The following is a 21,778-nucleotide window of genomic DNA, read 5'->3' as shown; positions in this document are numbered from 1 at the left end:
ATTACCGAACGAGGTCTCCGGTGCCGACTGGCAAGGTCAAGTGGTACGACTCCGACAAGGGGTTCGGCTTCCTCACCCGCGATGACGGCGGGGAGGTCTTCGTGCACTCATCGGCGCTGCCGGGGGGCGTCACGACGCTGCGGCCGGGGCAGCGCATCGAGTTCGGGGTGGTGGAGGGACGGCGCGGCCAGCAGGCCCTCCAGGTCCGGGTGCTGGAGTCGCTGCCGTCGGTGGAGAAGACCATCGCCAAGCAGCGCCGCAAGAAGCCGGACGAGATGGTCGTGATCACCGAGGACCTCATCAAGCTGCTGGACGGCATCTCCAACACCTACCGGCGCGGCAAGCACCCGGCCCCGGCGGAGGCGAAGAAGATCGCCACCGTGCTGCGAGCGGTCGCCGACGACCTGGTCTCCTGAGCGGCGTCCCGAGTAGCGCCCCGAGGAGTGTCGTGCGGGTCAGGCGCGCATCTCCGGGTGCGCGTCCTTGATCGTGGTGGGCGGGGCCGGACGGCGGCGGTGACGGCGGCGGCGCGTCCCCGCCTGGCGGGAGACCAGCAGCGCGAACGCGACGGCGAGCGCCGCCGCGACGGTCGCCAGCGCGACGCGCCCGTCCGCGACGATCGACATGCCGAGGCCGAGCAGCCCGCCCAGGACCCAGCTGAGCTGGTGCAGCGTCTCCGACACCGCGAACGTGGACGAGCGCATCTCCTCGCCGGTCTCGCGCTGCACGACCGCGTCCATGGACAGCTTGCCGAGCACCTGGCCGAGTCCGGCCGCGGTCGCCACGGCGAGGGCCGCCCACAGCCCGAAGAACGCGGCGCCCGCCGCGGTGACGCCGGTGACGGCCGCCAGCGTCGCCGACACGATGAACCGGGGCGCCCGCGCCTTCATCCACGCGCCGAGCGCGGTCCCGAGCAGCCCGCCCGCGCCCGCGCACGCCGCCAGCAGGCCGAGCGCGACATGGTGGGACACCGGGTCGAACCGCTCCTGCCGCAGCAGGAACGCCAGGTAGATGATCAGGAAGCCGGAGAAGGCGCGCAGCACCGCGTTCGCCTCCATCGCCTCGGCGATGACGGGCCCGACGCGGGGGAAGGGCCGCCACCGGCGCGGCCGCCGCGTGGCCGGTTCCGGCTGCGCCGCCTCTTCGGGGACGTCGATGTGCCCCGGCAGCCGCATCGTGAACACGACGCCCAGCACGAACACGACCGTGCCGATGCGCAGCACCCAGCCCGGCCCGATGAGCACGGCGAGCCCGGCCGCGGCCGGCGCGGTGATCGACGCCGCGATCAGCCCCGCGAACGAGGCGCGCGCGTTCGCCGTCACCAGCGTGATCTCGTCCGGCAGGACGCGCGGGGTGACCGCCGCCCGCAGCACCCCGAACGCCTTCGACAGCACCAGCACGCCGAACGCGGCGGGCAGGAACGTGACCTGGTCGCCGTGCGGGAGCGCGCCCGCCATCGCCCAGCACAGCAGCGCCCGCATCACGAACGTGCTCGCGATCGCGTACCGGCGGACGTGCCTGGCGCGGTCCAGCGCGGGCCCGATCAGCGGCGCGACCAGCGCGAACGGCGCCATCGTGACGAGGAGGTAGAGGGCGATCTGGCCGCGCGCCTGGTTGACGTCCAGGCCGAAGAACAGCGTTCCGGCGAGCGCGACCGTGACCATGGCGTCGCCGGCGGAGTTGAACGCGGACGCCTCGATCAGGCTGCCGAGCCCGCTGCGTCCCGCGCCCTGCGCGTGCGTGGCGCGGCGGGTGAGCCGGCCCGTCCCGAGCACGGCCGAGCGCGCCCCGCGCCCCGCCCGCGCGGCACCGCCGCGGACGGCGCGCGCGGACCGTCCGACCCTCGACCCGTCTGCCATGCGCCCTGATCTCTCCCAGCGGCCGTTCCGGCTCGGCACCGGGTTCCGGCCATCGGAGCCGTTCGCTTGAGGGTACGTTCCCCGCCGGAATGAAGGCTCACCTCGCGGCCGCCGCCCGGCCGCGTGTCCGGTCACCGCGTCCGATGGGCGAGAATTGGGGGGTGAGCCCACAGCGCCAGTCCAGCCCCGCGCGTCCCGCCGCCGCGCGCACCACGTCCGGGCCCGCCCGCCGGACCCGCACCCCCGCCGTCGACACGGCCTGCGCCGAGGCCGTCGACCTCGCCCGCGAGGCCGCCGAGGAGACGGCCCGGCCGCTCGCCGTCGGCGAGCATCTCGGCCTCCGCGCCGAGGCCGACCGGGTGGTCACGCACTATTTCGAGTCCCTCGACCCCGGCTACCGGGGCTGGCGCTGGGCGGTCACCGTGACGCGGGCGTCGCGCGCGAGGAACGTGACGGTGAGCGAGTGCGTGCTGCTGCCCGGCGACGAGGCGCTGCTCGCGCCGTCGTGGGTGCCGTGGCTGGAGCGGCTGCGCCCCGGCGACCTCGGCCCCGGCGACCTGCTGCCGACCGCGCCGGACGACGTCCGGCTCGCCCCCGGTTTCACGCAGGTCGACGACTCCACCGACCGCGAGGCCCAGTGGGAGCTCGGGCTCGGCCGCGTCCGGGTGCTGTCGCGGGAGGGCCGCGACGAGGCCGCGACCCGCTGGTACGAGGGCGTCGCCGGGCCGCGCGCGCCGATCGCCGCGTCCGCGCCCGCCCAGTGCTCCACCTGCGGCTTCTTCGTCGGCCTTGCCGGTGAGCTGCGGCAGGTCTTCGGGGTCTGCGCCAACGAGTACGCGCCCGACGACGGCCGCGTGGTCTCCGCCGACCACGGGTGCGGCGCCCACTCCGAGGCCGTCTCGCTGCCGGCGGTGTCCGAGCACAACCCGCCGGTGATCGACGAGCTGGGCTACGAGGTCGTCCCCGCCGGGGACGAGGACGCCGCGCCCCTGGACGACGAGGCGCTCGGCCATAGCTGACATGCCGGACACCTTCGGCACCGGGGCGCTGCGCGAGCGCGTGCTGCGCGCCTGGGCCGAGTCCCCGGCGCGCTTCCGCGAGGACGCCAACGCCGAAGAGGACTACGCCCTCGGCGGCTACCGCGACCGCGTCGTCATCGAGCTGGCGCAGAACGCCGCCGACGCCGCGGCGCGCGCCGCCGTCCCCGGCCGCCTCCGCCTGACCCTGCGGACGTCCCCGGCGGGCACCGTGTCGCCTACCTCCGTGTCGGCTACCTCCGTGTCGGCTACCGCCGTCCTGACCGCCGCGAACACCGGCAGCCCGGTGGACGCCGCCGGTGTCGAGGCCCTGTCCACGCTCCGCGCGTCCGCGAAACGCGACGAAACAGGCGCGACTGGCCGCTTCGGCGTCGGATTCGCCGCCGTCGTCGCGGTCAGCGACGCTCCCGCCATCGCGTCGGTCCCTGTCGAAGCAGGCGCGGTGGCTGCCCGTGGTCGCGCGGCCGCCGGGGTCGGGTGGTCGCGGGAGCGGGCCCGGGAGCTGGTCGAGGCGGTGCCGGCGCTCGCCGAGGAGGCCGGGCGGCGCGGCGGGCATGTGCCGTTGCTGCGGCTGCCCTTCGCGCTGGACGACGCGCCCGGCATCCCCGACGGGTTCGACACCGTTGTGCGGCTGCCGCTGCTGGAGGACGCGGTCGCGTCCGTACGGCGGCAGCTGGCGGACGTCGGGGCGGCGCTGATGCTGGCCCTGCCTGCCCTGGAGCTCGTCGAGATCGATGTCGACGGGGACGTCCGCCGGCTGACGGCGGAGCGGCGTGCCGGTGGCGAGGTCGTCATCGACGGCGGTTCGTGGCGGACGGTCGAGGCGCACGGGGAGATCCCCGGGGCGCTCTTGCGGGACCGTCCCGTCGAGGAGCGGGCGCGGCCGTTCTGGCAGGTCCGGTGGGCCCTGCCCGAGGACGGGTGGCCCGGCGGCGTGCCGAGCGTCGTACACGCGCCCACGCCCAGTGACGAGCGGCTGGACCTGCCCGCCCTGCTCATCGCGTCGTTCCCGCTCGCGCCGGACCGGCGGCACGTCGCCCCCGGGTCGCTGGCCGGGTTCCTGGCGGAGCGGGCCGCCGAGGCCTACGTGCGGCTGCTGGGCGAGCTGCCGGTGTCGCCGCGCGTGCTCGATCTCGTGCCGGGCCCGGTGGGGGCCGGCGAACTCGACGCGCGGCTGCGGCGGGAGATCCGGGAGCGGCTGCCCGAGGCGCCCCTGCTGCCGCACCGGACGCGCGGCCGGGACGCGATCGCCGTGGACGCCCCGGCGCCGTTCGTCGAGGTGCTCGGCGGCGCGGACGCCGTCGTCGGTGGGCTGCTGCCGCCGGACTGGCCGGCGCGGAGCCCGGCGCTGGCCGCGCTCGGGGTGCGGCGGGTCGAGCTGGCCGACGTGATCGACGAGCTGGCCGCTGTGGACCGGGAACCGGCGTGGTGGCACCGGGTGTACGGGGCGCTCGACGGGGCCGCCAGGGACGCCCTGGGCGCCCTGCCGGTGCCCCTGGCGGGCGACGCGGGCCGGGTGGTGCGCGGTCCGCGCGGGCTGCTGATCGCGGACGGTGTCGACCCGGCCGGGCTGGACGTGCTCGGGCTGCGGTTCGTCCACCCCGAGGCCGTCCATCCGCTGCTGACGCGGCTCGGCGCGATCGAGGCGGGGCCGCGGACGGTCCTCGCCGACCCCGGAGTCCGGGCCGCCGTCGAGGAGTCGTTCGGCGCCGACGACCCGGACGCGGTCGCGGAGGCCGTGCTGGGGCTGGTCGGCGCCGCGCACGTCGATCCGGGCGACGAGCCGTGGCTGGCCGAGCTGGCCCTGCCCGCCGACGACGGGGAGCTCTATCCGGCGGGTGAGCTGCTGCTGCCGCAGAGCCCGCTGCGGAGCCTGATGGCCGCCGACGCGCCGTTCGGCGTGGTGGACGGCGAGATCCTGGAGCGCTGGGGCGCGGAGACGCTGACGGCCGTCGGCGTCCTGGACGGCTTCGCACTGGCCAGGGCCGAGGACGTGAACCTCCTGGGCATCGCCGATGAGGCCGAGACCCTCGACCTGGACGACGAGGACCTGTGGGCGGACGACGCCCTGAGGCGGATCGGGCCGCAGGACCTCCCGCCCCTCGTCCCGGAGTTCACGGCCGTCCGCGACCTGGAACTCGTCGACGACTGGGCGGCCGCGCTGAGGGTCCTCGCCGGGCCGCCGTGGCGGGCCGCGATCGTCGATCCCGCCCATGTGACCCTGCACAACGGCAGGCGAGTCGCCGTCCCGTCGTACACGGCGTGGTGGCTGCGGCGGCATCCGGTACTGGATGGACGCAGGCCGGGCGAGTTCCGCCTGGGCGGGGACGAGTCGCTCGCAGGGCTCTACGACATCGCCCCAGAGGGCCTGGACGAGCGGCTCCTGCTCGCCTTGGGCGTCCGCACCTCGCTGGAGGAACTCCTCGACGAGCCCGGCGGTGCCCAAGAGCTGCTCGACCGGCTCGCCGATCCCGGCCGGCGGGTGACCCGTGCCCAGTCGGGCGCGCTGTGGACGGCCCTGGCCGACGCCCCCGACGCGGTCATCGAGCCGCCTGAGCATGTGCGCGCGATAGTCGATGGCGAGGTCGAGGTCGTGGATGCGGGGGACGCCCTCGTCCTGGACAGTCCCGACCTCCTCCCGCTCCTCCAGGGTCAGCCGCTCGTCATCGCCGCCCAAGGACGCGGTGCGCGCCTGGCCGAACTGCTTGACCTCCCGCTGGCGGGGGACGAAGTGCCGGGCGAGGTCGAATCGCAGGGCGAGAAGCGTTCCGTCCCGGACGCGGTCAGGGCCGTCCTGCCGGACGCGCCCGTCGACTACCTCGCACACGATCGCCTCGTCGTGGACGGCGAGGACGTCCCGTGGTGGACGAGGGACGGTGAGATCCACGCGAGCGGTGTCCACGGCCTGGCGCGGGCGCTCGCCTGGTCCACCGGGAACTGGGGCGACCGGCTGCTGGTCGAGGCCGTCCTGCACGCCCCCGAGTCCCTGCCCGTCCTGCTGGCCGAAGCGGACCTGGAGCCCTAGTCGACGGAGCTCTGGCGTTCGGCGGCGCGTGCGGCCTCCTGGCGGGCGCGTCCGGACTGGAGCCTCGGCACGTACCACAGGGCGAACAGGCCGATCCCGATACCGGCGACGCACACCCACAGCCACCACCGGTGCTCGGACGGCAGCCCCACGACGAGCAGCACGACCAGCGCGACGGCCCAGGCGGCCGTGCCCGCCGCCGCGATACGGACGTCGTTGGTCTGCATCGGCGGCGGGTCCGGACGGCGCGCTCGGCTCATGCCCCTCAGGCTACGTGGCGTGCGCCGGGGAGTCTCCCCGCGCCCGGGGTGATGAGCGGCTCAAAACCCGCCTCGGGGCCCGGAGGCGCGCATGTCACGGGCGGCGTGGCAGCATGGGCAGCATCACCCGGGAGACCAATGACGATGACAACCCCACCGATCCGGGGCCGCACGGCGTCCGCGCCGGGGCTGGCCGAGGAGCTGCGCATCTCGATCGCGCGGCTGACCCGCCGGCTGCGCACGCTGCGCGCGCCCGCGGCCGGCGACGGCGGGCGGCCGCTGTCGCTCACGCAGTTCGCCGCGCTCGCCGCGATCGAGCGGCACGGGTCGATGACGCCGCGCGAGCTGGCCGACCACGAGAAGGTGCAGCCGCCCTCGATGACCCGGGTGATCGCCTACCTGGAGGAACGCGGGTTCGTCGTGCGCAGCCCGCACCCGACCGATGGGCGGCAGGTCGTGCTGAACGCGACCGATGAGGGCGCCGCCCTGCTCGCGGACGAGCGGCGCCGCAAGGAGGCGTGGCTGGCCCGCCGGCTCGCCGAGCTGACCGCCGACGAGCGGGAGATCCTGCGCCGCGCCGCGCCGATCATCGACCGGCTCAGCCGGTCCTGACCGCGCGGCGGTACTCGTGTCCCCTTGCCGGAATGCCGACGCCCCGATTACCGTTAGCTTTGGTAATGACTTCTGCTAACGAAGGCCCCGACGAACCGGAGGGGGCCGCGACGCGCGGCGCCCGCGCCCGGCGGCGAGCGCACCCGCCCCGCGCCGCCGCCGCCGGTCCCACCGCCCCCGCGCCCCCCAAGACCACGACCCCCACGCGCGCCCGCCGCCGTCCCCTCCCCGGCCACCCCGCCACCCGCGCGACCCTCCCCACCATCCCCAAGCCCACCGGGCGGGGCGGGGCGGTGCCGCAGGTTGATCGATCGGCGCAGTTCGAGACGCGTGCGCCGGGTGATGAGCCTGCGGTCGCCGGCCCGGCCGTGCCGGAGGACGGAACGCTCCACGAAAGTCCTCCAGCCGACCCGGAGGACGCGCCCGAGGACGCGCGGCGCGGCGGGATGTTCCGTTCGCTGCGGAACCGGAACTACCGGCTGTACGCCGCCGGGCAGGTCGTCTCCAACACCGGTACCTGGATGCAGCGCGTGGCGCAGGACTGGCTCGTCCTTGAGCTGGCCCATGGGAGCGGTACCGCGCTCGGCATCACCACCGGGCTCCAGTTCCTGCCGATGCTGCTGTTCGGGCTCTGGGGCGGCGTCATCGCCGACCGGTACCCCAAGCGGCGCGTCCTGGTGCTCACCCAGATCTCCATGGGCGTGCTGGCGCTGGTCCTCGGGCTGCTGACGGTCAGCGGCCAGGCGCAGGTCTGGCACGTGTACCTGCTGGCGTTCGGGCTCGGCGTCGCGACCGTCGTCGACAACCCGACCCGGCAGACGTTCGTGGTCGAGATGGTCGGCAAGCGCGACCTGCCGAACGCGATCGCGCTGAACAGCGCCACCTTCAACGGCGCGCGGCTGCTCGGGCCCGCCGTCGCCGGGGTGCTCATCGCGCTGATCGGTACCGGGCCGGTGTTCCTGGTGAACGCGGCGTCGTTCGGTGCCGTCCTGCTCGGGCTCTACGCGATGCGGACGGACGAGCTGCACGAGTCCCCGCCGGTCAAGCCGGCCAAGGGGCAGCTGCGCGAGGGGCTCCGCTACGTGCGCGGGCGCCGCGACCTGATGCTCGTCCTGATCCTCGTCGGGTTCCTCGCGACGTTCGGCATGAACTTCAACATGACGGTCGCGCTGGTCGCCAAGGAGGTCTTCCACACCGACGCGTCCGCGTTCGGGCTCGCGTCCAGCATGCTGGCGCTCGGCGCGCTCAGCGGCGCGCTGCTGGCCGCCAGGCGGGTCGCCAGGCCGCGGCTGCGGCTGCTGGTCGCGATGGGCCTGGTGTTCGGGGCGCTGGAGACCGCCACCGGGCTGATGCCGACGTACTGGCTGTTCCTGGCGCTGCTCGTCCCGACCGGCATCGCGATGATGACGATCACGACGGCGGCGAACGCGACGATGCAGCTCGGCGTCTCCGCGGAGATGCGCGGCCGGGTGATGGCCCTCTACATGCTGGTGTTCCTCGGCACGAACCCGGTGGGCGCGCCCGCGATCGGATGGCTGGCCGAGCACTTCGGCGCCCGGATGAGCCTCGTCCTCGGCGGGCTGGCGTCGGTCCTCGCCGCGCTCGCCGTCGGCGCGCTGGCCGCGCGGGGGGAGGGCCTGGCCGGGCTGCTGCCGGTGCGGCGGATGCGGCGGGTGCGCCCCGCCCGAGGATGAGCGACCGATCCGCGTGACAACCGGGGCCGTCTGCTGGAAAGCTGGCCGGGTGGCCCTCCGGACGCTCCCATGAGGCTTTTCGTGGCGCTCGTACCGCCACCGGACATCCTGGACGAGCTCGAGGAGGCCGTCCGCCCGCACCGGGACGCGCTGCCCGGGCTGCGCTGGGTGCGGCGCGATCTGCTGCACGTCACGCTGACGTTCCTCGGCGAGGTCGACGACCGCACCCTCGACCGGCTGCTGCCCCGGCTGGAACGGGCCGCCGGACGGCACGAGCGGATGGCGCTGTCACTGGCCGGCGCGGGCGCGTTCCCCGGCAGCGGCGCGCACGCCCGCGTCCTGTGGACGGGCCTGTACGGCGACCGGCGCGGGCTGGCGCGGCTCGCCGCGTCCACCACGGCGGCCGGGCGCCGCGTCGGGACGCTGCCGGACAAGCACCGCGGTTTCCGCCCGCACCTGACGCTGGCACGGTCCAGGCAGCCGGTGGACGTGCGGTCGCTGATCGAGCCGCTGTCGGCGTTCGCAGGCGCCCCGTGGACCGCCGACTCCGTCCAGCTGATGCGCAGCACCCTGCCCGGCAGGGACCAGGCGCAGGTGACCTACGAGTCGCTGAAGACCTGGTCGCTGCGTCACAGCTCCGGCGGCGGCGGGGCGGGACGGTCGGCGTCGGGCGGCCCCCACGGGACGCCGTAGCGCTCGCAGGCGCGGCGCAGCTCGTCCAGGTCGGGCGGGAACGAGATCTGCCGCAGCACCCGCCCGGACGGCGCCCACACCACCAGCCGCGGCATCCGCTCCGTCGACTCGTCGATCCCGACGCCGCCGATGCGGTCGCGGACCAGGTCCCATTCGACCTTGCCGCGCCGGGTGACGACCGCGAGCCCGGCCGACGACACGCGGAGCTGCGACCGGTTCCGGTCGTAGAGCCAGTAGCCGAGGAGCCCGATCAGCAGCCCGGCGGGCACCGACCAGCTCGCCGTCGTGTTGAACCCGCCGAGGTCGGGGCCGAGCCACACCGCGCCGAGCAGCGCCACCGCCTCGCACAGCAGCACGCTCATCCCGTAGGTCCCGATGCGGGAGCGGCGGGTGGCGTCCAGCAGCGCGCCCGGGGCCGTGGCGGGGCTCGGCGGCGTGAGGACGGGGAACGCGACGTCCTGCGGCAGGGGCGCCGTGGCCTCCCGCGCCGCCGCGTCCGCGACCGGGCCGTCCTGACCGGGGCCGTCCTGGCCCGGCCCGTCCGGCCCGTCCGGCCCGTCGGGCCCGGTGGTCTGCGCGGGCAGCGCGGCCGCGGCCCGCTCGGGCTCGGGCGCGGCCAGCGTGGACATCGCCGAATGGAACGCGGCGCTCATGTAGGCGTCGTATTCGGCGTCGTTGACGGGCAGGCCCGCCCGGCGTGCCGTGTCGCGCAGGTCGGTGCGGGAGATCCGCAGCGCCGACAGCGGCGCGGCGAAGAACTCGTCGCCGTCGGAGTCGTACAGCCGGACCCAGGCATGCCCGCCGATGGTGAGCAGCTCGATGCCGCCGATCCGGTCCTCGGGCATCTTCAGCACGACGTCGCCGGCGGCGTCGGCCCAGCCGAGCCCGCCGTCGGTGACGATGAGCCGCCCGCCGGGCACCTGCGCGAAGATCTCCGGCAGCCCCTCCAGGCCGTAGTCGGGGCGGCGCGGCGCCCGCGCCCCCGGGGTGATCACCCGGTAGCCGTGGTCGTCGAGGGCGTGCGCGAGCTGGAAGCCGTCCAGGCCGTGGGCGGGCAGCCGGGCGACCAGCTCCATCCGGTGCCCGAACGCCAGCGCGGCGAGGTCGGCGCGGCGCGGCTCCCCGCTGACCGGGTCGAGCCGCAGCCCGGGGCCGACCACGACCGCCGCGACGTCGCCGGCGCGCAGGTCCTGGACCTCGCGGCGGCGGCCCGGCCGGGCCCGCACCAGCAGCCGCTCGGCGGTGATCGTCCAGCGGATCTGCGCGGCGCGCAGCAGCCGGCGGCGCGCCGTGAGGCCCCCGGCGATCGCGGCGAGCGCCCAGCAGCCCGCGGCGAGCCGGGCGCCGAACTCGCTCGTCCCGTCCAGCGCGATCCGGACGATCATCACGGCGCCGAGCAGCGCGGTCAGCACGCCGAGCAGCAGGATGCGGCGGCGGCTCGGCAGCGGCTCGGGGGTGTCCAGCCGCTGCTCGCGGGCCCGCCCCCTGCCGCGGGCCGGCGCGTCCCCGGTGGACGGCTCGGCGGGCGGCTCGTACGCCGCCGACAGCAGCGCGGCCTCCTGGTCCAGCAGCCGCTTCTCCACCGCGTGGTCGCGCGGCAGCGGCCCGCCGCCCGGTACGTCGTCCTCCAGCCCGGAGACGCGCAGCGCCTCGTCCAGCGCCGGGTCGAGCAGGTCGGTCGCCTCGCCGTCCAGGACGTGCATGGGGACGCCGAGCCGGCGGGCCGTCACGAACACCGCCAGCGGCTCCAGGCCCATCGCGGTCATGCCGCCGACGGCCGTCCGCCCGAACCGGTGGAAGACGGTCAGCACGCCGTCCCCGGTGGTGATGGCGAGCCCGTCGATCCGGGACCGCTCGTAGGACACCATCACCAGGCCGCCGCGGCCGATCTTCTCCAGGCCCGCCGCCGACAGCCGCCAGTACGGCCGGGGCCGCCGCCGGCGCGCGTCGGGGATCGCGCCCAGCAGCCACGGGACCGCGGCGACGGCGGCGATCAGCGCGCCCCACAGCCACACCGGGCGTATCGGCAGCAGCGCGAGCGCCACCGCGAGGACGGTCAACGGGCCCGCGGCGACCGGCCGCCACCGGCCGCCGGAACCCGCGAGGCCCACCAGCTCATGCTCCACAGTCCGCATCCTCACACGGGTCCGCGCGGGACCGTCGCCCCCTTCCGCGATCCGGTCGTCCTCCGAAAGCCTTTTCCATCGTGCCGGTCAGGTCGTACGTTTCCCGGCCGCCACTCGGTTCCCGGCCGTCACCGCCGTTTCCGCAGCAGGCCGTAGCCGACCGCCGCCGCGATCGCGAGCGCGAGGAACAGGCCGGCCCGCGTGCCGCCCGCGTCCCGCCGGCCGTCCTCGGCTCCGCTCGCGGCCCCGCCGTGCTCGGGCGAGGCGGACGGCGACGGCGACGGCAGCGCCTCCGCCGGCAGCGGCACCTGGTAGACGGGCTGGCCCGTGCCCTCCGACCCCACCAGCAGCGACCTGCCGTCCGCCGTGTAGGTCACCGACTCGCCCTGCTTCTGCAGCGGCAGGTCGATCGACTTCAGCGTCTCGCCGGGCCTGCCGTCGGCCCCCACCGCGTACAGCCGGGCGCCGAAGTACGTCCTGATCACGCAGGTGCGGCCGTCGGGGGAGAACGCGCCGTCCGTCGCGATGGCCGGCGCGTCGCCGACCTTGCGCATCACGTTGAACCCGCCCGTGCGCAGCTTCGCGGGCGCCTCGTAGACCTTGCCGCCGAACAGCTTGCTGGCGATGTAGAGCCGGTTCGTCCGCGGGTTGATCATCATGGTCTCGGCGTTGCGCGGCCCGTCCTCGTACTTCATCTTGAACGCCGTCGCGCGCAGCGTCCGGTTGCGCAACCGCGACGGCTCCGGAATCCGGTACACCGTCACGTACGGCCAGGCGCCGCCGAGGTTGTCGCCGATGTCGGCCACGAAGATCGCCGGTCGGCCGCGGCCGTCCTTGCCGACCGCGATGGCCTCCCAGTCGCGGGCGCTCGCGCCGCCCACCGTCAGCACGGCCCGCACCCGCCCGTCCGGGCCGAGCGCGAAGATCTGCGGGACGCCGCCCGAGTCGTTGTGCGTGTAGACGATCCCGGGATGCCGGGCGCTCGCCGCGAGCCCGCTGGACTCGGTGATCCGCCGGTCCCTGATCGTGAACGCCGTCCGGTCGCCGCGCGCGGCGGCGTGCCCGGCGGTGCCCGCGGAGATCTCGGCGGAGGCGCCGGGGGAGAAGGCCGCGACGGACGCGCCGGCGAGGACGGCCGCGGCCCCGGCGCGGGCGGCGACGCGGCTTGCTGACATGGTCTGATCATCCCCGTTCCGCGCCCCGTCGATCATAGGACCCGCGCCGGTCAGCTCAGCAGCGCACCGACGACCACGGCGAGCACGAGCGCGGTCAGCACGGTGGGAAGCAGCCATTGGGGCGCGCGGTTCACGGGTCCGAGCTTATTCGGCCGGATGGACGACTCGAACCGTCCGCCCATGATCTGCATCTCATCAGACATGTGCGGATTGTTCGGGATGGTGCGCTCGCCGTTCGCCGGCGACCCGGGACGGGCGTCGGACGTGTTCGTCACGCTGGGCATGCTCGCGGAGGAGCGCGGGACGGACTCGGCGGGCCTGGCGCTGCTCGGCGCGTGGCCGGGCCTCGGCGGCCGGCCGGGTCTCGGCGGCCCGGCGGGCGGCTGCCGGGTGGTGAAGGGGCGCGGCCCCTTCTCGGGGATCTGGCGCCCGGCCCACGTCCCGGAGCTGGACCGCTCGCCGGTCGCGCTCGGCCACACCCGCTGGGCGACGCAGGGATCGCCGCTGGAGCCGTGCAACGCGAGCCCGATGGCCGTCCGGGACGTCGTCGCCACCCACAACGGGGACATCGACGCCGCCGAGCTGCGGTCGCGGTTCGCGCTGCCGGCCGCCGCCGGCACCACCGACAGCGAGCCGATCTTCCAGCTCCTCGCCGGCTGCGCGGCGCCGGCCGACGTGACCGCCGTCCTCGAAGCCGTGGTCGGGCGGGTCGCGCTCGCCTGGGTCCACCGCGACCGGCCCACCGAGGTGCATCTGGCGCGGGGTGCGCTCAGCCCGCTGACCGTCGCCGTGGACACCGAGCAGAACATCTACTGGGGGTCCAACCCGCGCTGGTTCCGGGACGCCGAGCGGCACACGAGCGTCGAGTTCACCACCGTCGTCATGCTCCGCGAGGGCACCTACGTGAAGGTCGGCATGGAGCGCCTCCCCGGTCGCCGCGACCGGCCCGAGGTGCTCGCGACCGCGAACTTCGTCCCCACCGCCCGCGACACCGACCTGGACCCCCGCGTCTGGACGGGCTTCACCGCCGCCGACCAGGACCGCGACCGCACCGGCCTCCTCCACCGCACCGTCCAGCGCGCGGGCGGCACAGGCTCCCCACTGGCCGTCGCCTAGGACGGGCCCTCGGGGGCGCGGCGTGGCGCCCCCGAGGGTTCACACCGTCAGAGGCGTTCCACGACGTGGTCGATGCAGTTCGTGAGGGCTTCGACGTCGTCGGGGTCGATGGCCGGGAACATGCCGATGCGCAGCTGGTTGCGGCCCAGCTTGCGGTACGGCTCGGTGTCGACGATCCCGTTGGCGCGCAGCGTCTTCGCGACGGCCGCGGCGTCCACGTCGTCGTTGAAGTCGATCGTGCCGACGACCTGCGAGCGCTGCGCCGGGTCGACCACGAACGGCGTCGTGTAGGACGTCTTCTCCGCCCAGGTGTAGAGCCGCCGCGACGAGTCGGCCGTGCGGGACGTCGTCCACTCCAGGCCGCCCCGGCCGTTCATCCACTCGATCTGCTCGGCGAGGAGCAGCAGCGTGGCCACGGCCGGGGTGTTGTAGGTCTGGTCCTTGGCGGAGTTGTCCACGACCGTCTTCAGGTTGAAGAACTCCGGGACGTACCGGTCGGACATCGCGATCTCGTCGATCCGCTCCAGCGCCGCCGGGGACGCCAGCGCCACCCACAGGCCGCCGTCCGCCGCGAAGGACTTCTGCGGCGCGAAGTAGTAGACGTCGGTCTCGGTGACGTCCACGGGCAGGCCGCCCGCGCCGGACGTGGCGTCCACCAGGACGAGGCCCTCGCGCGCGGTCGTGCCCGCCGGGCGCCTGATCGGCATCGCGACGCCGGTCGAGGTCTCGTTGTGGGTGAGCGCGTAGACGTCGACGTCCTCCTCGGCGGACGCCTCCGGGTGCGTTCCGGCCGGGCCGCTGATGACGGTCGGGTCCCCCAGCCAGGGAGCGCCCGTGGTGACCTTGGCGAACTTGCTGGAGAACTCACCGAACGTCAGGTGCTGCGAGCGCTGCCGGACGAGCCCGAACGCGGCCGCGTCCCAGAACGCCGTGGTGCCGCCGTTGCTCAGCAGGACCTGGTACCCCTCGGGCAGGGAGAACAGCTGGGACAGCCCCTCCCGTACGCGCCCGACCAGGGACTTCACCGGCTTCTGGCGGTGCGAGGTCCCCAGGTAGGTGGAGCCGGACGCGGCGAGGGCGGCGAGCTGCTCGGGGCGGACCTTGGACGGACCGCATCCGAAACGGCCGTCCGCGGGCTTGAGATCGGCTGGAATGTCAATGGTTGGATTCGCGCTGTCGGTCACTTGTAGAAGGCTATCCGACCTGCTAGGAAGATCGCGGTCCGGGTTCACATGCCGAGACGCCGGCGCCGCCACGCCCAGGTCAGCAGGGCCGCCAGCGCCGCCGCGCAGACCCCGGCGACCACGGCCGGCGGATAGACCCAGTCGTCGCCCTTGGCGTGCGCCTCGATCGCCGTGCGGACGGAGTCGTAGGTCAGGAACGCCAGGAACAGCGCGGCGACCGCGACGGCGACCCGCCCCGACAGGGCGTTGGTGCGGCGCCGCCGCTCCTCCCGCTCCGCCGCGTATCGCCGCAGCTCCGCGGCGGCGTCGGCCTTCGCGGCGGCGTCGGCCTTCGCGATGTCGGCCTTCGCGCCGTCCGGCTCCCGCACGGCCGCGGGGCCGATGTCGCCGTCGAGCGGCTCATCGCGGTCTTGGCTCATGCGTCTCATCATGGCAAAGTGGCCAAGTTTCTTGTCCGGCCGCATGGATCTGGACAATTTTCGATCCATCTGACCGTCCGCAGCGTCCAAGGGTGGACGGGCCGGCCGGGGGAGCGCGAAGGAGAGGGCGAGCGGGAAGCGAGGCGTGAGCTATGGCGAGCGACGGCGACCGGATCCTGAGCGAGGATCGGCTGCGCGGAGTGCTCGACCTGTTCGAACGGCTGCGGGAGCGGCCGAAATGGAGGCTGCGGGAGCGGCTGCGGCCGCTGCTCCTGCTGCTCGGCCCCGGCCGCGCCACCTCGCACGCCGCCGAGATGCTGAAGTCCCGCTGCGAGGACGAGCGCGCCCCGGTGTCGCACATCGCCGCCGACACGCCCGCCACCGATGTCGCGGGCGTGCTGCGGGAGGCCAAGCGGGAGCTGTCGCAGCCGAGCAGCCGCGCCCGGGGCGAGCCGGGGCTGCGGTTCCCGCTGCTGGAGATGGCGCTGTGGCTGCGCGACCTGCGCGAGATCCGGCGCGCCGGGGACCGCCCGGTGCCGCGCGGCGCCTCGTCCGCCGAACGGGAGAACCACCAGCTCGTCCGGCGGCTCACCCGGCCGCCCGTCGGCGACAACGAGAACGCGCGGCGCCGCGAGCTGAACCGGGTGATCCGCCGCCGGGGCCGGGACGTGCTGCGCGACCTGGAGGAGGTGCGCAGCCGGCCCGCCACGTTCCTGTCGTTCCTGGAGCAGATCGCCCCCATCGGGATCGCGGTCGTCGCGCTGATCAGCGCCGGGACGGCGGCGGCGCTGGACCTCGCGTCCGCCGTGCTCGCCGCCGTGATCGGGGTGGCGTTCGTGACCGTGCAGATCGTCGCCCGGACGCGCGGCTGGTACGGGGTGCGGCGGTTCGGCTGGTTCCTGCGCCAGCCCTACGTCGACCGCGACTCCACCGGGTTCCTCGGCTTCGCGCTCGGCGTGTTCGACCCGCGCCCCGTCGAGCCGGACGAGCACGGCGAGCAGCTCGACCTGCTGCTCGTCGCCGCGTTCCTGGAGGACCTGCGCCGCAACTACCGGCGCGACTACCGGCGCGCCGCGTGGGCCCGCGTCCGCTACCCGGTGCTGATCTTCGAGCACCTGGCGGCGCGGCATCCCGGGGTGGTGTTCGTCGAGCTGATGGAGCGGGTCCGCGCCGACTGCCAGGCCAGCGACCGGGTGTCCGGCTTCGACCCGCTCATCGTCGTCGCGGGCGTCGACCCGAACGCGCCCGCCGGCGACGAGCCGTCCGCGCCGCGCCTGCTCGACCGGCTGTCGCAGGCCATCCGGGTGGACGTGTCGTCGGGCGAGCCGCAGAGCGTCATCGCCGCGCGCGGCCTGTGGGACCGCTACACCCGCGAGCAGCACCGCGTCGGCGCCCTCGGCTCGCGCCGCGAGCTGCGCGTCGACATCACCCGCGACCCGGGCGGCGACCTGCCGCCCGTCCGGCCGGTGCGGCGCCGCCCCCGGCTCGCGCATCCGGCGCTGCCGTGGATCGCGATGGTCGCGGTCGCGGCGGCGTCCATCACGGTGATCTCGGTGCAGGTGGTGAAGTACTGCTCGCCGTTCGGGATCAGGCGGATGGCGAACGGCGAGTGCGTCGGCATCACCGACGGGTCGTTCCGGTTCGGCGAGGACTCCGGCGGCAAGAACAACGACAACCGGCTGAACGCGGTGCTCGACCGCATCGAGGCGCTGAACGACCACGTCAAGGAGTCCGGCAAGCCGTACACGACGATCGTCTACCTCGGCCCGGTGACCGCCGACCCGTCCATCAAGAACCGGCGGATCGACCTGCTCGCCGGGGTGCAGGGCGAGCTGATCGGGCTGGCGATCGCGCAGAAGCGGTTCAACGACGCCGCCGAGGCCAAGGACCTGCGGCTGCGGGTGCTGATCGCCAACGCGGGCGCCAAGTTCCAGTACGCCGTGCACGTCGCCCGGCAGATCCGCAGGCTCGCCCTGAAGGACCGCTCGATCGTCGCCGTGGTCGGGTTCGAGCAGAGCCGGCGGCAGACGCAGGAGGCGATCCGGCTGCTGGCCAAGTCGGCGCTGCCGCTGGTCGGCACCGCCAACAGCTACGACGGGACGGCGCTGCTGGACGGCGACGCGGGCTACTCGCCGTACTACTTCCGGCTCGCCTCGCCGAACTCGCGGACCGCCGAGCACGCCGCGTACTGGGCGCGGCACGGCGACGTGGACGGCAGGAAGGTGGACGACGCGGTCGTCATCTACGACGGCGACCCCGACGACCTCTACAGCCGGAACCTGGCCGCCGACTTCGAGAAGGCGTTCCGGCCCGGGAAGGCGCTGATGCGCCCGTACACGAACGCGGGGGAGCTGAACAAGGCCGTCCGGGAGGCGTGCCAGGACCAGCCCGACATGTTCTACTACGCCGGCCGTTCCGACGAGTTCCGCTCGTTCGCCAACGTGCTGGAGCTGTCGTGCCCGAAGCGCCCGCTGGTCATGGCGGACGACGAGATCGCCAAGTACGTCAGCGACAACGCCGACGAGATCGGCCGCAAGAACACCTTCGACCTGTACTTCACGCCGCTCGCCGCGCGGGAGGCGTGGACGTGGCGGTGGATCGGCGACCAGGCGCCGCAGACCTTCTACTCCGACTACGACCCGGCCGTCCGCGCGATGACCGACCAGGGCGTCGCGCCGGGCCAGCGCCCGTCCATCACCCGCGCGGCGGTCGCCTACGACGCCGTGACCCTCGTCGCGACCGTGGCGAGCAAGGTCTACTGGCAGGAGCAGGCGCTGCCGTCGGCGGGATCGGTGTTCGCGGCGCTGAACGACCCCGACCACGACGTCCTGCGCAACGGGGCGAGCGGCGTCCTCCGCTTCAGCTCCCGGAGCACCGGCCACCAGGTCCTGGACAAGCCGGTGCTGCTGGCGACGATCAAGCCGGACGGGACCACCGAGGTCAAGCAGGTCTGCGGCCGCCTCATCGCGGGGGAACAGGGCAAGGCGTCCTGCCCGCCCGGGGACGGCAAGGACGGCCGGGCGGCGGCGCAGTAGGCGGGCATGCAGCGGGTGCGCGACGGGCGCGCGACGGGCGCGCGGCGGGTGCGCAAAAGGCCCCCGGGATCGGTCCGGGGGCCTCAAGACGCGTCGATGGCGAGGGGAGTTGGGGGGAGTGGGGGGAGGTTTCGTCAGCCCTTGACGACGTCCGCCGCTCCCGCGACCTCGTCGATCGAGCGGGTGCCCGGGCCGGTGTACTTGGCGCTCGGGCGGACGAGGCGGCCGGTGCGCTTCTGCTCCAGGATGTGCGCCGCCCACCCGGCGGTGCGGCCGCAGGTGAACATGGCGGGCATCATCGCGGTCGGGACGTCGGCGAAGTCCAGGATGACCGCGGCCCAGAACTCGACGTTGGTCTCGATCGGGCGGTCCGGGCGGCGCTCGCGCAGCTCGGCGAGGGCGGCGTCCTCCAGGGCCTTGGCGGCCTCGTAGCGCGGCGCGTCCAGCTCCCTGGCGGTGCGGCGCAGCACCCGGGCGCGCGGGTCCTCGGCGCGGTAGACGCGGTGGCCGAAGCCCATCAGCCGGTCGCCGGAGTCGAGGATGTCGCCGACGACCTTGCGGGCGTCGCCGAGCTGCTCCACCTTCTCGATCATCGGGAGCACGCGGGCGGGCGCGCCGCCGTGCAGCGGGCCCGACATGGCGCCGATCGCGCCGGAGATGCTGGCCGCGACGTCCGCCCCGGTGGAGGCGATCACCCGCGCGGTGAACGTGGAGGCGTTCATGCCGTGCTCGGCGGCGGAGACCCAGTAGGCGTCGATGGCCCGGACGTGCTTCGGGTCGGGCTCACCGCGCCAGCGGACCATGAACCGCTCGGTGATGGTCGCGGACTCGTCGATCCGCTTCTGCGGGACCATCGGCACGCCGACGCCGCGGGCCGACTGCGCCACGAACGACAGCGCCGTCACCGACACCCGGGCGAGGTCGGCGCGGGCCTCCTCGTCGGAGATGTCGAGCAGCGGCTTCATGCCGTAGGCGGTGGCGAGGGTGGGGAGGGCGCTCTGCACGTCCACCCGCACGTCGCCGGAGGTGACCGGCAGCAGGTGCGGGTCGGCGGGGGCCAGGCCCGGGGTGAAGCTGTCGTCCACCAGCAGGCCCCAGGCGTCACCGAAGGAGACGCGGCCGACGAGTTCCTCGATGTCGACGCCCCGGTAGCGGAGCGCGCCGCCTTCCTTGTCCGGTTCGGCGATCTCGGTCTCGAAGGCCACGACCCCCTCGAGACCAGGTTTGAAGTCGGACATGTCGTCCTGCCTTTCGTCCCCAAGAGTGATAAGGCGGTGCCGTGCCATTGAACCCTGTCCGCCTTACTGACCAGTACCCAGGGGTCGTGCGAGTTGCACAACCTCCAGGTGAGAGGCTCTGACGCTGTGAGTTCCCCAACGCCCGATCCCGCGCGGCTCCGGAGATCTTACGAGTCGGGCGAATTGTCCGAGTCGGCGCTCCCCGCCGATCCGCTCGCGCTGTTCGCCGCCTGGTTCGCCGACGTGCACGCCTCCGGGCTCGTGGAGCCGAACGCGATGGTGCTCGCGACCGCCTCCGGGGACGGCGAACCGAGCGCCCGGCTCGTCCTGCTGAAGGGCTACGGACCGCAGGGGTTCCGCTTCTTCACGAACCTGACGTCCCGCAAAGGGCGCGATCTCGCCGAGAACCCGCGCGCGGCGCTCGTCTTCCCCTGGCATCCGCTGTACCGGCAGGTGCGCGTCGCGGGCCCGGTGACCGAGCTGACGCGGGACGAGTCGGCCGCCTACTTCCGGACGCGCCCGTACGGGTCGCGGCTCGGCGCCTGGGCGAGCGAGCACCAGTCGGGCGCCATCCCGGACCGGGACGCGCTGGAGCGCCACTACGCCGAGGCGGCCGCGCGCTGGCCGGATCCGGCCGCCGGGCAGCCTCCTGGGGCGCCCGAGGGGGAGGGCTCGGACGTCGTGCCGCTGCCGGGCTTCTGGGGCGGCTACCGGGTCGTCCCGGAATCGATCGAGTTCTGGCAGGGCCGGCGCGACCGGCTGCACGACCGGATCCGCTACCGCCGCGACGTGATTCCGGGGGGTGCGGACGGCCACGGGGACTGGACGGTGGAGAGACTGTCCCCGTGACTCCGGAACAGCAGCCACCCCCCGCCGACACTCCTGACACGGCCCGGAAAGCCGACACCGATACCGACTCCGAGGCGGACGAGGCCGCGCAACCGGACGAGGGCCCGCAAGCGGACGGGGGCCCGCAAGCGGGCGGGGGCGCGCGGGGGAGGCTGCGGCGGCTGGCCATCGACACCCGGCCGCTCGGGATGCCGGCGTACCGGCGGCTGTGGCTCGGGCAGGGCGTGTCGTTCATCGGGTTCCAGGTCACCGCCGTCGCCGTCCCGGTCCAGGTGTACGACATGACGCGGTCGTCGCTGTGGGTCGGCGTGCTCGGCTTCGTCAACCTCGTCCCGCTGATCGTGTTCGGGCTGTGGGGCGGCGCGATCGCCGACCACATGGACCGGCGCAAGCTGCTGTTCGTGTCGTCGTGCGTCATGTGGGTCGCGACGCTGCTGCTGCTCGTCCAGGCGCTCCTGCGGATCGGCAGCCTCACCCTGATCATGGGGGTGGTGGCGGTCCAGGCGGTCGGGTTCGCGGTGGCCTCGCCGACCCGCAGCGCGATCATCCCCCGGCTGGTCGACCGGGAGCTCGTCCCGGCGGCCAACACCCTCAACTTCACCGCCAGCCAGTTCGGGATGCTGGCCGGGCCGCTGTTCGCGGGCGTCCTGCTGGCCCACTGGCACTACGCGGCGGCCTACGCGCTCGACGCCGTGCTGTTCACCGTCGTCCTGTACGCGGCGCTGCGGCTGCCCGCGATCCCGCCGCTCGGCGACGTCACCGGCACCCCCGGCCTGCGGTCGGTGATCGACGGGCTGCGCTACCTCGCCACGCAGCCGGTGCTGCTGATGTCGTTCGTCGTGGACATCATCGCGATGGCGATCGCGATGCCGCGCGCCCTGTTCCCCGAGGTCGCCGAGACCCGGTTCGGCGGGGAGGGCGCGGTCGGCTGGCTGTTCGCCGCCATCGCGATCGGGGCGTTCCTCGGCGGGCTGTCGTCCGGCTGGATCGGCCGGGTGCGCAAGCAGGGGGTCGCACTGGTCGTGTCGATCGTCATCTGGGGGCTGGCCGTGGCGGCGGCCGGGCTCGCCGGGCAGCTGTGGCTGGCGGTGGTGCTGCTCGCCGTGGGCGGCGCGGCCGACCTGGTCTCGGCGGTGTTCCGCCAGTCGATGCTGCAGACGTACGCGCCGGACAAGCTGCGCGGCCGGCTGCAGGGCGTCTTCACCGTCGTCGTCGCGGGCGGGCCGCGGCTCGGGGACGTCCGGGCGGGCGCGACCGCGAGCGTCACCGGCGCCACCGCGTCCTGGGTGGGCGGCGGCCTGGTCTGCGCCGCCCTGGTCATAGCGGTCGCCCTGGCCGCCCCAGCCCTCCTCCGCTACGACACGAGAACAGAACCAGTCCCCACCACCCCCTGACCCCCCCCCCCCGTTAAAAGCGGGGGGTTGTGGTTATGATCGGCCGGACCGCCGCACGCCAA

At 74.6% G+C, this 21,778-nt stretch carries 18 protein-coding genes; 10 read left to right on the top strand and 8 right to left on the bottom strand.

Features of this window, described 5'->3' with window-relative positions:
* Window positions 1–20: 20 nt before the first annotated feature.
* Window positions 21–416: a cold-shock protein gene (locus ABZ806_RS36940; protein WP_500222840.1), complete on the top strand. Its 396-nt coding sequence runs from the start codon at window positions 21–23 to the stop codon at window positions 414–416.
* A gap of 39 nt (window positions 417–455) precedes the next feature.
* Here the strand turns inward: ABZ806_RS36940 and ABZ806_RS36935 are convergent, their stop codons facing one another.
* Window positions 456–1,859 (bottom strand): MFS transporter, encoded by a 1,404-nt coding sequence (locus ABZ806_RS36935; protein ID WP_500222838.1) that lies wholly within the window; start codon window positions 1,857–1,859, stop codon window positions 456–458.
* A 161-nt stretch (window positions 1,860–2,020) separates the two neighbouring features.
* Here ABZ806_RS36935 and ABZ806_RS36930 point away from each other — a divergent pair, with 161 nt between their 5' ends.
* Window positions 2,021–2,878 carry a DUF3027 domain-containing protein gene (locus ABZ806_RS36930; RefSeq protein ID WP_500222836.1) on the top strand — a complete coding sequence of 286 codons (858 nt, stop codon included), beginning with the start codon at window positions 2,021–2,023 and terminating at the stop codon, window positions 2,876–2,878.
* Between the two features lies 1 nt (window position 2,879).
* Entirely contained in the window at window positions 2,880–5,921 is a 3,042-nt protein-coding gene (locus tag ABZ806_RS36925; protein ID WP_500222833.1) for a sacsin N-terminal ATP-binding-like domain-containing protein, read from the top strand.
* Here ABZ806_RS36925 and ABZ806_RS36920 read toward each other — a convergent pair.
* Entirely contained in the window at window positions 5,918–6,181 is a 264-nt protein-coding gene (locus ABZ806_RS36920) for a DUF2530 domain-containing protein (RefSeq protein ID WP_500222830.1), read from the bottom strand. The two genes, ABZ806_RS36925 and ABZ806_RS36920, sit on opposite strands and share 4 nt — an antisense overlap.
* A gap of 144 nt (window positions 6,182–6,325) precedes the next feature.
* On the opposite strand from ABZ806_RS36920, the gene ABZ806_RS36915 reads away from it, so the two are divergent.
* From ABZ806_RS36915 to thpR, 3 genes are all read left to right on the top strand, one after another.
* Window positions 6,326–6,793, top strand: coding sequence for a MarR family transcriptional regulator (locus ABZ806_RS36915; protein ID WP_500222829.1), 468 nt, complete (start codon window positions 6,326–6,328; stop codon window positions 6,791–6,793).
* 446 nt (window positions 6,794–7,239) lie between these two features.
* The gene (locus ABZ806_RS36910; RefSeq protein WP_500222861.1) at window positions 7,240–8,487 is read left to right on the top strand and encodes an MFS transporter; all 1,248 of its coding nucleotides are present in this window, start codon (window positions 7,240–7,242) and stop codon (window positions 8,485–8,487) included.
* A 69-nt stretch (window positions 8,488–8,556) separates the two neighbouring features.
* Window positions 8,557–9,180 (top strand): RNA 2',3'-cyclic phosphodiesterase, encoded by a 624-nt coding sequence (gene thpR, locus ABZ806_RS36905; protein ID WP_500222826.1) that lies wholly within the window; start codon window positions 8,557–8,559, stop codon window positions 9,178–9,180.
* Here the strand turns inward: thpR and ABZ806_RS36900 are convergent.
* The 3 genes from ABZ806_RS36900 to ABZ806_RS36890 form a co-directional block, all read right to left on the bottom strand.
* On the bottom strand, window positions 9,117–11,315 hold the full coding sequence (locus ABZ806_RS36900; RefSeq protein ID WP_500222824.1) for a hypothetical protein: 2,199 nt from the start codon (window positions 11,313–11,315) through the stop codon (window positions 9,117–9,119). The two genes, thpR and ABZ806_RS36900, sit on opposite strands and share 64 nt — an antisense overlap.
* A gap of 119 nt (window positions 11,316–11,434) precedes the next feature.
* Window positions 11,435–12,481, bottom strand: a complete 1,047-nt coding sequence (locus ABZ806_RS36895) for a hypothetical protein (protein ID WP_500222822.1) — start codon at window positions 12,479–12,481, stop codon at window positions 11,435–11,437.
* Between the two features lie 50 nt (window positions 12,482–12,531).
* Window positions 12,532–12,684: a hypothetical protein gene (locus ABZ806_RS36890; RefSeq protein WP_500222819.1), complete on the bottom strand. Its 153-nt coding sequence runs from the start codon at window positions 12,682–12,684 to the stop codon at window positions 12,532–12,534.
* A gap of 16 nt (window positions 12,685–12,700) precedes the next feature.
* Here ABZ806_RS36890 and ABZ806_RS36885 point away from each other — a divergent pair, with 16 nt between their 5' ends.
* Window positions 12,701–13,597, top strand: a complete 897-nt coding sequence (locus tag ABZ806_RS36885; RefSeq protein WP_500222817.1) for a class II glutamine amidotransferase — start codon at window positions 12,701–12,703, stop codon at window positions 13,595–13,597.
* Between the two features lie 47 nt (window positions 13,598–13,644).
* Here the strand turns inward: ABZ806_RS36885 and serC are convergent, their stop codons facing one another.
* Both serC and ABZ806_RS36875 read right to left on the bottom strand, forming a co-directional pair.
* Entirely contained in the window at window positions 13,645–14,781 is a 1,137-nt protein-coding gene (serC, locus tag ABZ806_RS36880; RefSeq protein ID WP_500222815.1) for a phosphoserine transaminase, read from the bottom strand.
* Between the two features lie 44 nt (window positions 14,782–14,825).
* On the bottom strand, window positions 14,826–15,200 hold the full coding sequence (locus ABZ806_RS36875) for a hypothetical protein (protein ID WP_500222813.1): 375 nt from the start codon (window positions 15,198–15,200) through the stop codon (window positions 14,826–14,828).
* Window positions 15,201–15,352: 152 nt separating this feature from the next.
* On the opposite strand from ABZ806_RS36875, the gene ABZ806_RS36870 reads away from it, so the two are divergent.
* Window positions 15,353–18,235, top strand: coding sequence for a type 1 periplasmic-binding domain-containing protein (locus ABZ806_RS36870; RefSeq protein ID WP_500222810.1), 2,883 nt, complete (start codon window positions 15,353–15,355; stop codon window positions 18,233–18,235).
* 134 nt (window positions 18,236–18,369) lie between these two features.
* On the opposite strand, the gene ABZ806_RS36865 is transcribed toward ABZ806_RS36870, so the two are convergent.
* On the bottom strand, window positions 18,370–19,473 hold the full coding sequence (locus ABZ806_RS36865; RefSeq protein WP_500222808.1) for a citrate synthase 2: 1,104 nt from the start codon (window positions 19,471–19,473) through the stop codon (window positions 18,370–18,372).
* A 126-nt stretch (window positions 19,474–19,599) separates the two neighbouring features.
* Between ABZ806_RS36865 and pdxH the strand changes: the two genes are divergently transcribed.
* A complete protein-coding gene (gene pdxH, locus ABZ806_RS36860; RefSeq protein WP_500222806.1) occupies window positions 19,600–20,322 on the top strand; it encodes a pyridoxamine 5'-phosphate oxidase in 723 nt (240 codons plus the stop codon).
* A complete protein-coding gene (locus ABZ806_RS36855) occupies window positions 20,319–21,716 on the top strand; it encodes an MFS transporter (RefSeq protein WP_500222804.1) in 1,398 nt (465 codons plus the stop codon). Before pdxH ends, ABZ806_RS36855 begins: the two co-directional genes overlap by 4 nt.
* Window positions 21,717–21,778 lie beyond the last annotated feature (62 nt).

Origin of the sequence: Spirillospora sp. NPDC047418 (assembly GCF_040643275.1) — a bacterium.
In the GTDB taxonomy this organism is placed as follows: Bacteria; Actinomycetota; Actinomycetes; order Streptosporangiales; family Streptosporangiaceae; genus Spirillospora.
Note: the sequence above shows the minus strand (reverse complement) of the source record. Positions and strands in the feature narration are given on the sequence as shown.

Bases quoted from the DNA above. Each gene is read 5' to 3' on its own strand.
- ABZ806_RS36935 (WP_500222838.1), bottom strand. From the start codon at position 1,859: ATGGCAGACGGGTCGAGGGTCGGACGGTCCGCGCGCGCCGTCCGCGGC.
- ABZ806_RS36925 (WP_500222833.1), top strand. From the start codon at position 2,880: ATGCCGGACACCTTCGGCACCGGGGCGCTGCGCGAGCGCGTGCTGCGC.
- ABZ806_RS36920 (WP_500222830.1), bottom strand. From the start codon at position 6,181: ATGAGCCGAGCGCGCCGTCCGGACCCGCCGCCGATGCAGACCAACGAC.
- ABZ806_RS36915 (WP_500222829.1), top strand. From the start codon at position 6,326: ATGACAACCCCACCGATCCGGGGCCGCACGGCGTCCGCGCCGGGGCTG.
- ABZ806_RS36910 (WP_500222861.1), top strand. From the start codon at position 7,240: ATGTTCCGTTCGCTGCGGAACCGGAACTACCGGCTGTACGCCGCCGGG.
- thpR (WP_500222826.1), top strand. From the start codon at position 8,557: ATGAGGCTTTTCGTGGCGCTCGTACCGCCACCGGACATCCTGGACGAG.
- ABZ806_RS36900 (WP_500222824.1), bottom strand. From the start codon at position 11,315: ATGCGGACTGTGGAGCATGAGCTGGTGGGCCTCGCGGGTTCCGGCGGC.
- ABZ806_RS36895 (WP_500222822.1), bottom strand. From the start codon at position 12,481: ATGTCAGCAAGCCGCGTCGCCGCCCGCGCCGGGGCCGCGGCCGTCCTC.
- ABZ806_RS36890 (WP_500222819.1), bottom strand. From the start codon at position 12,684: ATGTCTGATGAGATGCAGATCATGGGCGGACGGTTCGAGTCGTCCATC.
- ABZ806_RS36885 (WP_500222817.1), top strand. From the start codon at position 12,701: ATGGTGCGCTCGCCGTTCGCCGGCGACCCGGGACGGGCGTCGGACGTG.
- ABZ806_RS36875 (WP_500222813.1), bottom strand. From the start codon at position 15,200: ATGAGCCAAGACCGCGATGAGCCGCTCGACGGCGACATCGGCCCCGCG.
- ABZ806_RS36870 (WP_500222810.1), top strand. From the start codon at position 15,353: ATGGCGAGCGACGGCGACCGGATCCTGAGCGAGGATCGGCTGCGCGGA.
- ABZ806_RS36865 (WP_500222808.1), bottom strand. From the start codon at position 19,473: ATGTCCGACTTCAAACCTGGTCTCGAGGGGGTCGTGGCCTTCGAGACC.